Consider the following 12924-nt stretch of genomic DNA (forward strand, 5'->3'; position numbering starts at 1 on the left):
AACGAATTTCAAATTTCAAAGAACGACAATTGCAACCAATTGAAAATCTTTTAGTTACAACCGGACACTATTGAGTATTGAGTAGTAAGTAGTTGGGAGATTTTCAGTTAGCAATTAGCGGTTTGTGGTAATTAGTGGAAAGTAAAAAGTAAAAAGTGGTTACTGGGTACTCCTCCAATTTTGAATTTGAGCTTGAATTTGAGTTTGAATCTGAATTTGCCATTTGAGTTTGAACTTGATACTTGCATTTGAACTTTTTCAGTCTTTGTTCTTTTCTCTTTCAGCGCAGCGGTCTTTTTTCAATTAGCAATTAGCAATTAGCAATTAGCGGTTTGCAGTAATTAGTGGTGCGTAAAAAGTGGTTAGTGAAAAGTATTGAGTATGAAGTAATAAGTAGTAAGAGGTTGGGAGATTTTCAGTTAGCAATTAGCGGTTTGCGGTAATTAGTAAAAAGTGGAAAGTGGTCACTGGGTACTCCTCCAATTTTGAATTTGAATTTGAACTTGAGTTTGAGCTTGAGCTTGACACTTGCACTTGAACTTGCACTTTTTTAGTCTTTGTTCTTTTCTCTTTCAGCGCAGCGGTCTTTTTTCAATTAGCAATTAGCAATTAGCAATTAGCAATTAGCAATTAGCAATTAGCAATTAGCGGTTTGCAGTAATTAGTGGTGCGTAAAAAGTGGTTAGTGAAAAGTATTGAGTATGAAGTAATAAGTAGTAAGAGGTTGGGAGATTTTCAGTTAGCAATTAGCGGTTTGCGGTAATTAGTAAAAAGTGGAAAGTGGTTACTGGGTACTCCTCCAATTTTGAATTTGAATTTGAACTTGAGTTTGAGCTTGAGCTTGACACTTGCACTTGAACTTTCTCATTTTGGTCCGGTCTTTGATAATCGGTTGCTATAAACAATCGACCCTTATGCGAAAATGTCTACTCTATTTCTTTTTACTATGTGCCGCGCTCCTTGCCGCCCAATCCGGGAAAAATGTAGCGCCCCAATTATTTAAGGTCAACGCCCTGGCTCCCGGAGTGTCTTACGAACTTGGTGTGGGCCGGAATACCACACTGGACTTTGGTCTGTTTTTTGGCTTTGCGGCACGTGGGGGATCGGATAGGGACACCGAGTTTGGTCTCTTTCCCGGTTTTACCGGAGAATTGCGATACTTCACGAATATGGAGCGGCGAAAATCAAAAGGGAAGTATATTGCAGGAAACAGCGGTAACTATATTGCCCTTGCCAATCAATTTCAATCGGGAAACTCCCTTATCGGAAATTTGGATTTCAATAGCAACTACTACTATAACCTGGGTGTGGTATATGGGATACAGCGTACCCGTAAAAAAGGATTTTATTGGGGCATATCCTTTGGCCCAGGGCTGTTTAAGGATGAATTTGACACTGATTTTGGACTGATGCTCAATGCCCGTTTGGGTTGGGTGATCGGTAAACGAGGGTAGAAAAATAACTACCTCAAAATCAACTACATAAAAATAACTCAAGATTGTGTTGAGGACTGAAAAATAGCAGTATCTTTGCACGCCTGAATAATAGATGTCTATTATTGAATATATGTGCTTATGTCAACAACAAAGAATATTGCGATTATTGCCCACGTAGACCACGGTAAAACGACCCTGGTAGATAAAATCATGTACCATTGTCAGCTGTTCCGAGAGAATCAGAATACCGGAGATTTGATTTTAGACAATAATGATCTGGAACGGGAGAGGGGAATAACCATCACCTCAAAGAACGTTTCAGTGGTGTATAAGGATACCAAGATCAATATTATCGATACCCCTGGTCACGCCGATTTTGGCGGTGAAGTGGAACGGGTATTGAATATGGCCGATGGTGTTCTTTTATTGGTCGATGCATTTGAGGGACCTATGCCCCAAACGCGTTTTGTACTACAAAAAGCGATCGATCTTGGGTTAAAGCCATGTGTTGTTGTCAATAAGGTGGACAAGGAAAACTGTACGCCCGAGGAAGTTCATGAAAAAGTGTTCGACCTGATGTTCGAACTTGGAGCAGAAGAATGGCAGCTTGATTTTCCTGTGGTCTATGGCTCCGCCAAGAACAATTGGATGAGCGATGATTGGCAAAACGAAACCGATAACATTGAACCTTTGTTGGATATGGTGGTGGAACACATTCCCGCCTTTAAGCCGGAGGAAGGTACTACCCAAATGCTGATAACCTCATTGGATTTCTCTTCCTTTACCGGAAGGATCGCCATTGGTCGATTGCAGCGTGGCGTACTTAAGGAAGGACAACAGGTTTCGTTGGTAAAACGGGATGGTAGCATTGCCAAATCAAAAATAAAGGAGCTTTTCACCTTTGAAGGCTTAGGACGTAAAAAAGTGAAAGAGGTGGCTACCGGTGACATCTGCGCTATTGTCGGACTGGAAGGTTTCGAAATTGGCGACACGATCGCCGATATCGAGCATCCCGAAGGCTTAAAGACGATAGCCATCGACGAGCCTACCATGAGCATGTTGTTTACCATTAACGACAGTCCGTTTTTTGGACAGGACGGTAAATTCGTTACGTCGCGTCATATTAAGGAACGTTTGGAGCGGGAACTGGAAAAGAACTTGGCCTTACGTGTCGGTGAAACCGACAGTGCCGATAAATTTTTGGTATTCGGCCGTGGCGTGTTGCACCTTTCGGTATTGATCGAGACCATGAGAAGGGAAGGTTACGAATTGCAGATTGGCCAACCTCAGGTAATCATTAAGGAAATCGATGGCGTCAAATGCGAACCGATCGAATCCTTGACCATCGATCTACCTGAAGAAGTTTCCGGACGTGCGGTAGAAATGGTGGCGATCAGAAAAGGGGAGATGACCAGTATGGAAGCAAAAGGAGACCGGATGATATGTGAATTCCTGATTCCTTCGCGTGGTATTATCGGACTTCGAAACCAGCTGTTGACCGCAACCGCGGGAGAAGCCATAATGGCGCACCGCTTTTTGGAATACCAACCAATGAAGGGCGATATTCCGCAGCGTCAAAACGGATCGTTGGTATCCATGGAAAAAGGAAAAGCAATACCATATTCCATAGACAAATTACAGGATCGAGGGAAGTTCTTTGTTGATCCTGGAGAGGATATTTATGAAGGTCAGGTTATTGGTGAAAACTCTAGGGGCGATGATATGACCATCAACATCACCAAAACAAAGAAATTGTCCAACGTTCGTTCTGCGGGAGCGGATGATAAGGCTAAAATTGTACCGGCCATTAAGTTTTCTTTGGAGGAAGCTTTGGAATATATTCAGAAAGATGAATATGTTGAGGTGACCCCGGCACATTTACGGTTGCGTAAAATATACTTGACAGAAGTGGAACGCAAGCGAAATAAAATTGCTTAGACGCCTTACACCAGAAATGGTATTAGTTTGGTATGAGAAATAAAAAAAGCCTCGATAATCATCGAGGCTTTTTTTGTTGACGCGTTCTTATTTTATTGTAACGCTGCGGCAGCAGCGCCTATGATCCCGGCATGATTTTTAAGTTCGGCGGGCATCACGGGTGTTTCGATGGTAATATATTTTTTATACGCCTCAAAATCCTTTGAGGCGCCCCCACCTAAAATAATATGATCTGGGCATACGATCAGTTCGACAAGATTTAAAAATTTATTAAAGCGTTTACCCCATTGGGCATAGCTTAGGTTTTCCCTTTCTTTTGCCGAGTCGGCCGCCCAAAGTTCAATTTTAGAGTATTTTTTATAAGGAATTTGCCCCAACTCGAAATTCGGTAACAGTGTTCCATTAAAAAAGGCACCACTGCCAAGCCCCGTGCCTATGGTAATCATCAGCAACAATCCTTCCTTGCCTTTACCGACACCGTAATTAACGGTAGCATAGCCGGCGGCATCGGCATCGTTCACTACGGTAACGTTCTGGCCCGTTTGTTCTGAAAATAGCTCGGCAACATTGCGGCCCAACCATTTTTTATGCAAATTACCGGGGGATTTGCAGACCCCGTTTTTAATGACCGTCGGAAACCCCACACCGATGGGACCTTTGTGGTCAAAATGCGTCACGATATCGGCAACTACTTTGGCCATTTCCTTTGGTTTTCGCGATGCGGGTGTTGGAATTCGAAAACGTTTGGTCAACATTTCTCCCGTAACGGAATCCACTAATGCACCTTTCATACCCGTTCCCCCAATATCGATACCTAAAACTTCCATTGAATGTGGTTAAAATTCTCGGGCAAAAGTAACAAAAAAGTTTGGCCTTCTGATTGCTCTTCCCTTTGCGCTGACAGTTAGCGGAAGATAAGCGCACGATCAGCGGCCCAATCAATCTTTTTGAAAAATGGCCGTAAGTACAAAATATAGATAATTTTTTGAGTAAAAAAATACGGTTCTAAACTGCCCGTTGTACCACTTCGAAAACCTTGCCGTTGTCGCATTTTAAGGTTTTCGATGGAAATTTTAAAATGAGCGCATAGTCATGTGTCGCCATTAAAATGGTACGGCCCGATTTGTTGATGTCCTGCAACACTTTCATGACCTCTACGCTGGTTTGCGGATCTAAATTGCCCGTCGGTTCATCGGCGATGATCAGTTCCGGGTCGTTCAAAAGGGCCCTGGCAATGGCGATACGTTGTTGTTCTCCACCGGAAATTTCATGTGGAAATTTAAAACCTTTGGTTTTCATGCCCACTTTATCTAAAACTGCTTCAATTTTTGCGGTCATTTTTTGCGCGTCTTTCCAGCCGGTAGCCTTTAAAACGAACTTAAGGTTATTGTTGATGTTGCGGTCGGGCAACAGTTTAAAGTCCTGAAACACGATGCCCAATTTTCGACGTAAAAAAGGGATGTCCTTCTCTTTGAGCTTTTGAAGATCGAAGTCCACAATAGTTCCGTTACCTTTTTTAAGCGGAATATCCCCGTAAAGGGTTTTCATAAAACTACTTTTTCCACTACCGGTCTTTCCGATGAGGTATACGAACTCTCCCGAGTCGATGCTCAGGGTTACGTCCTTTAATACGAGACTGTCCTTTTGAAAGATGTTGGCATCCGTAAGTTGTAAAATGGTCTCCGGCATGGTTATTTAAGATTTTGGGTCGTGCGTAAAACACCGTTCAAAGGCGTTGAAAAGGAGGGGTTTTAGTTCCCGATTACGAACATTTGTTGATATAAAAGTAATAAGTTCCCGGGGATATAAACGGGCACTGCTGTTAAAATCTTTTCCTTTGGTAACACGATGTACCGGCATATGCATTTTGTCGGAACCGAAAAAACCAGCTTTTGTGCCATTATAACGTCATTTAGGAAAGCATGGTTATGCTAGAGGTATTAAAATGCCAAAATAAGGCCCAAAATGGGACCCCGACGCCTCGGAGGTAGGTAAAAGAAAACGTTTAAACGAACTCAAAATATACTTAGGCATCATATTTGTCGTTATAGCTTTTAGTAAAGGAATAACTCAAAACGAGTTCAATAGTTAGAACACTATGCTCAATAAAACAACCGCTTTGATCCCCTTTTTTATGGGGATGGTTTTTTCGGGAATCGCCCAAGAGACCAAAATTTACACCCACGACGATAAGGACTACCAGCAGGCCTTGGCATTGTACAACAATGAACAATATCAGGCCGCACAGACCATTTTTTCCAAGGTAAAGAATACGACCGAAAATTTGGAAACCAAGGCGAACAGCGCGTATTACGAGGCCAACGCCGCCGTTCGGCTGAATCAGTTGGGTGCCGATCGATTAATGGAGGATTTTGTGGAAAAGTATCCCACATCCACCAAAAGGAACGTGGCTTTTGCCGATGTTGCGGAATATTATTTCGAGACCGGAAAGTATCCCTATGCGCTTAAATGGTACAATAAGGTTGACCAAAAGGCCCTATCGAGCAAGGAGATGGGCAAATTCAATTTTAATTATGGTTATTCCCTTTTCTCTTCCGGCAAGCAAAAGGAAGCGGAACGTTACCTCGAAAAAGTAAGCGACTCCCCCACATATGGCTCTCAGGCGAAGTACTATTTAGGATATATTTCCTACCAGCAAGATGATTATGAGGAAGCCAACCAACGCTTCGATCAAATTAACGACCCTGAACTGCTGGCCGAAAAACTGAGCTACTACCAGGCGGACATGAACTTTAAACTGGGCAAATTCGAAAAGGCCATTGCCTTGGCCAAACAGCAGTTGCCAAAGTCTGACCGAAGCGAGAAATCGGAGTTGAACAAAATTATTGGGGAAAGCTATTTTAACATGAAGCAATATGCCGATGCGATTCCGTATTTGGAAGCGTATCGGGGCAAAAAGGGAAAATGGAGCAATACCGATTACTATCTATTGGGATATAGCTATTACAAACAAGGCGATTTTGCCAACGCCATTCAACAGTTCAATAAAATTATCGGCGGTACCAACAGCGTTTCGCAAAATGCCTATTATCATCTTGCGGAATGTTACCTGAAACTGGAAAAAAAGCAGGAGGCGCTCAATGCCTTTCGCAACGCCTCCCAAATGGACTTCTCGGCCGAAATCCAAAAAGACGCGTATTTGAACTATGCCCGATTGAGTTATGAAATCGGTAACGCTTACGAACCGGTGCCCCTTGTCATTTCAAGTTATTTGGAGCGTTTCCCGAACGACGACCATCAGCAGGAAATGCAAGAACTACTCGTCGATTCCTATATCACTTCCAAAAACTTTGCCGGGGCAATGGAGCTTTTGGAAAAGAACAAAGGTTTCGCAAGCAAGGCCACCTATCAAAAAGTGGCCTATTATAGAGGAATCGAATTGTTTATGGAAGGCGACTTTGGGGCCGCTTCCGAGGTGCTCCAAAAATCATTGGGCAGTGCCGAGGATGCGTTGTTCAAGGCCAGGGCCCATTATTGGAAAGGGGAATCGGAATATCAGTTGAACCGTTTTGAACAGGCATTGACCAATTTTATTGCCTTTCGTGACAATCCTATCTCCAAATCTACCGAAGTGTTCAACGATTTTGAGTACAACTTGGGATACACCTATTTTAAACTTCGAAAATACCCGGAGGCCATATCGAGTTTTCAACGTTTTACGGCATCGAATACCGATGATGTCCAAAAAAAATATGATGGGTTTTTACGTTTAGGGGATAGCCACTTTGTTACCCGGGCGTATTGGCCTGCCATAGAAACCTATAACATGGCGTTGGAGTTGTCGGGACCGCAAAAGGATTATGCCGCCTATCAAAAAGCAATGAGCTACGGTTTTGTGGATCGTAGAGATACAAAAATTGAAGAGTTGGATCGTTTTGTATCCGCTTATCCGAAATCCACCCTTAAAGATGATGCCCTTTTCGAACTTGGCAATACCTATGTGTCTTCCGGAAAAGAACAGCAGGGATTACGAACGTACGATGTGCTGATCACCGAGTACGGCCGAAGTAAATTAGTGCCCCAAGCCCTTATGCGACAAGGGTTGGTCCACTATAACGGCAGCCGGAACGAACAAGCTTTGGCCAAATTTAAAACGGTGGTACGGGATTTCCCCAATACCCAAGAGGCCATACAGGCCGTTGCAACGGCAAAACTGATCTATGTGGACCTGGGTAGGGTGGACGAGTATGCCGCTTGGGTGAAAAACCTGGATTTTGTAGAAGTTACCGATTCCGAACTGGACAACGCCACATTCGAATCGGCGGATAAGCAAAATTTAGAAGGAAAGAAAGACGCGGCGATCAAGGGGTATGAAAAATACCTACAACAATTTCCCAACGGACGGCACGCTATCAAGGCCAACTTTAAGCTCGCGCAACTGTATTTTGCAAAAGGGGAAAAAGAAAAAGCACTGGCCAATTACCGTGTGGTGGCGAACAAGGGAAGCAATGAATATGCCGAGCAGGCACTTACCAGGGTTTGCGAGGTATATATCGGTAAGGATGATTATACGAGCGCACTTCCCTATTTGGAAAGGCTGGAGGCTACGGCCGACATTCAACAGAACCGGACCTTTGCCCAATCGAATTTGATGAAAGGGTACTACCAACAAAAAAATTACGATCAAACCTTGGCATATGCCGAAAAAGTGTTGGCGACCCCTAGTATCGATAACAGGATAAAGAGTGATGCCAAAATTATGATCGCTCGCTCGGCCATAGCCACAGGGGACGACCAAATAGCGGAAGAGGCCTATGGTGAGGTCTTAAAAATTGCCAGCGGTGCCACTGCTGCGGAGGCACTATACTACAGTGCGTATTTTATGAACAGGTCTTCCGATTATGAAAATTCCAACACTGCGGTACAGCGTTTGGCAAAGGATTATGCGGCCTATAAGGAGTGGGGCGGAAAAGGGCTGTTGATCATGGCCAAGAATTTCTATGCGCTGGGCGATGCCTATCAAGCCACTTATATCTTGGAAAGCGTTATCGATAATTTTGCCCAATATCCCGAAATCGTTTCCGAAGCGAAGGGCGAGTTGGGCATTATAAAATCCAAGGAAGCTAAAAGCAATTCGTCGGTAGATCTCCGAAATTAAATTACCTACACAAAAGAACACTGTATGTATAAGCAATTCTATATTTCATTGGTACTGTTCGTAGCCGTGATCCATACGTTTCGGGCACAGGAAGATGAGGATGAAAACGATTTGGGAACCGAAACGGTTACGGTAACAAAAGCCTATTCCCCGACCATTTCCGATGCGTTTAAAATAAAAACGGTACCGAACTTGAACGATTCCATCGTACTTCAAAAAAAGAAAATAGACTATAGCATCTTTTCGGTTCCCGTAGCGTCGACATTTACGCCGGCCAAGGGAAAGGCGTCGACCGTTAAAAAAACGCCCCCACCCGAACTCTTCAATTCCTATGCCGCTGCAGGAGGGGGAAACCCGGCCAATGTGATGGCCGAATTTTATACCAGTAGAACCATAGATCGGGAATCGGGATATACTATCGGACTTGATCACAACTCCTCGCGGGGCGATATTGCCGGCGTTGCCCTGGATAATATTTTTAGCAATACCGAGTTGGAAGGCGCCTACAAAAAACGGGACCGCGACATCGATTGGGGTTTTGATATTGGGGCGCAGCACCAGCTGTACAATTGGTATGGGCTACCGGCCGAAACTTTCGATCAGACCGTTATCGATGGTATCGATGAACGGCAGAATTACTTTATGGCCGAGGCAGGTGCACATATCAATGTTTCCGATGCCTACTTTAAAGGAGCCTCCGTGCAGTATCGACGGTTTTGGGATGCGGTAAAATCAGGGGAGAACCGAGTGGTATTGGAACCGGAATTTGAATTTCCGGTACAAGACGAAATGTTTGGGATTCGGTTAAAGGTAGATTATGTGAACGGAAATTTTGAAAATGCTCCCTTGAGCGTTCCCGACAATACCTCCGGTATCGGTTATAGCAATCTACAGGTGGGCGTAAACCCCGTACTGACCATGTTGAGAGACGACCTTTCCCTTAAGTTGGGAGTAAATCTGGTGTATGGACTTGATGGCGAACGAAACGACGGTAACTTTTACATATACCCGGCGGTTACCGCGTCCTATCGCTTGTTGGACGATTTTGCAATTGCTTATGGCGGTATAGAAGGTACGCTAAGGCAAAATTCGTATTACGGTTTTGTAGCGGACAACCCGTTCGTTTCCCCAACACTGAATATTGTACCAACAGACCAGCAATACGATGGGTATTTGGGACTTCGCGGACAATTGTTGCCTAATTTAAGTTATAATGTAAAAGCCTCCTACAAAGCGGAGAACCGTAAACCGTTGTTCTTGTTGAATCCGCAAAATACCTTGCGCACGGATGAAAAGGGATACAATTTTGGGAACTCCTTCAATGTGTTTTATGACGATGTAAAGACGCTCGGTATCTTTGGGGAGCTCAATGTGGACTTCAACCGCAACTTTACCGTGAGCGTGAATGCCGCATACTTCAATTACAGCACGGAAACGGACAATCCGGCATGGAACCTACCGGAAGTTACGGCCAACCTTTTCTTGGATTATCAGTTGGGCGAAAAATGGTTTATGGGAGCCAACCTCTTTTTTGTGGGGGAACGACAGGATGTGGCTACGGTGGCTATTCCCAGTGGAGTTACTGCGGACTTCCCTGCTACCATACTAGACCTCGACAGCTTTTTTGATGCGAACGCACACGTTGGATACCGCTTGAACAATCAATTGTCGGTATTTCTGAAAGCGGCGAACATTGCGAACAACAACTACCAGCGGTGGGCCAATTTTCCTGTTCAGGGAATACAGGTTCTTGCCGGCGCAACCTATAAATTCGATTTTTAAAACGTTTCTATACGTTCGACCTACCCGTGGCAATGCGCTGTGCTAACACATATTTTTCTTTTTCGAAACGATAGTTGCGGCAAAGGTCTGGAACCGATTTAGCGTTAAAATGGGACAATCCAACTTGTTCATTAGCTACGCATTTGGCTCCAATGCAAGCATGCTTTTCTTTTTTAAGTTCCTTTCCCGAAAAAATAGAAATAGCGGGAAACTGAAAGCAAGGGCGACCAAAAAAGTGAGGGGGATAAAAATCCACCAATGTTTCATCTTGAGTTTACGGGCCTCTAGCACCATCCATACCAAAAAGGCAACGGCAACTACCGCAATATCCGCGTTGATGGAACTGGCGGGCAAGGTCGTTTTTGTTAGGGCGATAAAATTGCCAATGGAGGTATCATCAACCTCCAAGTAAAAACGGATATTGTAATACCATGTCGCACATAGACCGACAACGGCAAGCAACAGAAAAAAAACTTCGGTACCGGTAATTTTTTGGGTCATACCGTTTCGGGTTTAATTAGTTTTACAGCAGTTCGATACTAGGGGTTTAGTACAATACGAAACATCTATTCCATAAACCGCCTGATTCTTTCGAATAGGACCTTTTCCTAACGAAAACAAAAGATACAAAAAAGCCATTCGAGAAGAATGGCTTTTTACTTTGAGCAATAAAATGATCGCTGGTTATAGCTTTGCAAACATTTGCTGCATTTTTTCTTGTTCTTCCTCGGCAAGCACCGGGTCTACCAAAATACGACCGCTATGCTCATCGGTGATGATTTTTTTTCTGGAAGCGATTTCTACCTGCACCTGTGGAGGAATGGTAAAGAACGAGCCTCCGGAGGCACCCCTTTCGATCGGTACAACGGCCAAGCCGTTTTTTACGTTACGGCGAATACGGGTATAGGCCTTTACCAAACGTTGGTCTATTTCTTCCTGAAACTTTTCCGATTTGGTCAATAACGCTTTTTCTTCCTTTTCGGTCTCGGCCAAAATAGCATCAAGCTCCCCTTTTTTGTGTTTCAAATGGGATTCACGTTCCGATAGTTTTTCCTTCGTTTCGTTGACCACTACTTTTTTCTGCTCGATCTGCGCCTTGAATTCCTTTATGTTTTTTTCGGCCAGTTGAATTTCAAGTTCTTGAAACTCCAATTCCTTGCTGATCGAATTAAACTCCCTACTGTTGCGAACATTTTTTTGTTGTTCACTATATTTTTTGATCAAGGCCTTTGCTTCCTCGATTAAATTCTTTTTTGCACCAATTTCATAATTGATGGTCTCCACATCGGTCTTTAACTTGTCGATCCTTGTTTTAAGCCCCAAAACCTCGTCTTCCAAATCTTCCACTTCCAAGGGAAGCTCTCCGCGTACATTGCGGATTTCATCAACTCTAGAATCGATCAACTGCAAATCGTACAATGCCCTTAATTTTTCTTCTACCGTTGCTTCTGCTTTTTTTGCCATACTTTATAGATAATTGATCGGATTGGTTTTGCATTCCGATAAATGGATTGCAAAATTAGGTAATTTTTTTGTAAGATAATCAACTAAAAGATTTTTTGTAAACTGCTCTGTTTCATAGTGTCCGATATCGGCAACCACTATTTTTGACTCGGCCTCGTAGTATTGGTGGTATTTGATGTCGGCGGTGATGAACATGTCGGCTCCCGCGGCCCTTGCCGCGCCGATGGCAAAAGCACCGCTACCCCCTAAAACCGCTACTTTTTGTACATTCTTGCCCAGTAGTCGCGAATGACGGATACCCGCAGCGTTCATACGTTTTTTTACCAACTCAAGAAAATCGAGCTCCTTCATGGGAGTGGCCAAGGTACCTACCATTCCCATTCCAATAGTGGGGTTCCTATTTTCTATGGTCAGTATTTCGTACGCCACCTCCTCATAGGGATGGTTGGTCTTTAAGGAATGCAGTATTTTAGATTCCAGGAAATCGGAAAAAATAAGGTTGATCTCTATTTCATTCTCCTGGTGTATTTTTCCTAAGGTCCCCTTTACGGGATTTGCCCCGTTCTCGGGCAAGTAGGTGCCGATGCCTTGACCGTTAAAACTACAATGGCTATAATTCCCAATGTGGCCGGCCCCGGCTTCGAAAAGGGCTTTTCGCAATGCCGATGCTTCCGCCTCTGGAACATAAGTAGTCAATTTTTTGACTGTTCCTTTTTTAGGAATCAAAATTTTTGGGTCACCGATACCCAATACCTCACATATTTTGGCATTTACCCCTTGGGAGGAATTGTCCAAGGCCGTGTGCATGCTGTAAATGGAAAGGTCATTGCGTATAGCCTTCGCTACGGTCCGCGTCACATAGGTATCCTGGGTCAACTTTTTTAGGCCCCCAAAGATAATAGGATGAAAACTGACAATGAGGTTGCAACTTTTGGCAATGGCCTCGTCCACTACGTTTTCTAGGGTGTCCAAAGTGACCAGCACCCCGGAAACTTCGGCAGATGCATCGCCGACCAAAAGGCCTACATTATCAAAATCTTCCGCCTGTGAGAGCGGGGCCAAGGTTTCTAAAATGTCGGTTACTTCCTTAACGGTCATGTAGCGGTGAAATTAGGGCGTGTTAACACTAATTGCATCGAAAATCAGGGCGATATAGATAAAGGCCGTGAACATGACGTCGAGTTT

At 43.9% G+C, this 12924-nt stretch carries 9 protein-coding genes; 4 read left to right on the forward strand and 5 right to left on the reverse strand.

The window, feature by feature from the left end:
* The first annotated feature begins 914 nt into the window (after positions 1–914).
* The gene (locus ACRD7P_RS20605; protein WP_430909680.1) at positions 915–1454 is read left to right on the forward strand and encodes a hypothetical protein; all 540 of its coding nucleotides are present in this window, start codon (positions 915–917) and stop codon (positions 1452–1454) included.
* Positions 1455–1574: 120 nt separating this feature from the next.
* On the forward strand, positions 1575–3374 hold the full coding sequence (gene typA, locus ACRD7P_RS20610; protein WP_430909681.1) for a translational GTPase TypA: 1800 nt from the start codon (positions 1575–1577) through the stop codon (positions 3372–3374).
* A 92-nt stretch (positions 3375–3466) separates the two neighbouring features.
* On the opposite strand, the gene ppgK is transcribed toward typA, so the two are convergent.
* Both ppgK and ACRD7P_RS20620 read right to left on the reverse strand, forming a co-directional pair.
* The gene (gene ppgK / locus ACRD7P_RS20615) at positions 3467–4201 is read right to left on the reverse strand and encodes a polyphosphate--glucose phosphotransferase (RefSeq protein ID WP_430909682.1); all 735 of its coding nucleotides are present in this window, start codon (positions 4199–4201) and stop codon (positions 3467–3469) included.
* Between the two features lie 178 nt (positions 4202–4379).
* Positions 4380–5063 (reverse strand): cell division ATP-binding protein FtsE, encoded by a 684-nt coding sequence (locus ACRD7P_RS20620; protein ID WP_430909683.1) that lies wholly within the window; start codon positions 5061–5063, stop codon positions 4380–4382.
* Between the two features lie 409 nt (positions 5064–5472).
* Between ACRD7P_RS20620 and ACRD7P_RS20625 the strand changes: the two genes are divergently transcribed.
* Both ACRD7P_RS20625 and ACRD7P_RS20630 read left to right on the forward strand, forming a co-directional pair.
* On the forward strand, positions 5473–8493 hold the full coding sequence (locus tag ACRD7P_RS20625) for a tetratricopeptide repeat protein (protein WP_430909684.1): 3021 nt from the start codon (positions 5473–5475) through the stop codon (positions 8491–8493).
* A gap of 24 nt (positions 8494–8517) precedes the next feature.
* Positions 8518–10275 (forward strand): TonB-dependent receptor, encoded by a 1758-nt coding sequence (locus tag ACRD7P_RS20630; RefSeq protein ID WP_430909685.1) that lies wholly within the window; start codon positions 8518–8520, stop codon positions 10273–10275.
* Positions 10276–10410: 135 nt separating this feature from the next.
* Here the strand turns inward: ACRD7P_RS20630 and ACRD7P_RS20635 are convergent, their stop codons facing one another.
* The 3 genes from ACRD7P_RS20635 to ACRD7P_RS20645 form a co-directional block, all read right to left on the reverse strand.
* Positions 10411–10776: a DUF2834 domain-containing protein gene (locus tag ACRD7P_RS20635; protein ID WP_430909686.1), complete on the reverse strand. Its 366-nt coding sequence runs from the start codon at positions 10774–10776 to the stop codon at positions 10411–10413.
* 183 nt (positions 10777–10959) lie between these two features.
* On the reverse strand, positions 10960–11739 hold the full coding sequence (locus tag ACRD7P_RS20640; protein WP_430909687.1) for a zinc ribbon domain-containing protein: 780 nt from the start codon (positions 11737–11739) through the stop codon (positions 10960–10962).
* Positions 11740–11742: 3 nt separating this feature from the next.
* The gene (locus ACRD7P_RS20645) at positions 11743–12837 is read right to left on the reverse strand and encodes a Nif3-like dinuclear metal center hexameric protein (RefSeq protein WP_430909688.1); all 1095 of its coding nucleotides are present in this window, start codon (positions 12835–12837) and stop codon (positions 11743–11745) included.
* Between the last annotated feature and the right edge of the window lie 87 nt (positions 12838–12924).

It is taken from the genome of Maribacter sp. 2-571, assembly GCF_050589625.1.
Lineage (GTDB): Bacteria > Bacteroidota > Bacteroidia > Flavobacteriales > Flavobacteriaceae > Pelagihabitans.

Excerpts from the sequence above, each read along its gene's own strand:
- ppgK (WP_430909682.1), bottom strand. The coding sequence starts at position 4,201 with ATGGAAGTTTTAGGTATCGATATTGGGGGAACGGGTATGAAAGGTGCA.
- ACRD7P_RS20630 (WP_430909685.1), top strand. The coding sequence starts at position 8,518 with ATGTATAAGCAATTCTATATTTCATTGGTACTGTTCGTAGCCGTGATC.
- ACRD7P_RS20640 (WP_430909687.1), bottom strand. The coding sequence starts at position 11,739 with ATGGCAAAAAAAGCAGAAGCAACGGTAGAAGAAAAATTAAGGGCATTG.
- typA (WP_430909681.1), top strand. The coding sequence starts at position 1,575 with ATGTCAACAACAAAGAATATTGCGATTATTGCCCACGTAGACCACGGT.
- ACRD7P_RS20645 (WP_430909688.1), bottom strand. The coding sequence starts at position 12,837 with ATGACCGTTAAGGAAGTAACCGACATTTTAGAAACCTTGGCCCCGCTC.
- ACRD7P_RS20625 (WP_430909684.1), top strand. The coding sequence starts at position 5,473 with ATGCTCAATAAAACAACCGCTTTGATCCCCTTTTTTATGGGGATGGTT.
- ACRD7P_RS20620 (WP_430909683.1), bottom strand. The coding sequence starts at position 5,063 with ATGCCGGAGACCATTTTACAACTTACGGATGCCAACATCTTTCAAAAG.
- ACRD7P_RS20635 (WP_430909686.1), bottom strand. The coding sequence starts at position 10,776 with ATGACCCAAAAAATTACCGGTACCGAAGTTTTTTTTCTGTTGCTTGCC.
- ACRD7P_RS20605 (WP_430909680.1), top strand. The coding sequence starts at position 915 with ATGCGAAAATGTCTACTCTATTTCTTTTTACTATGTGCCGCGCTCCTT.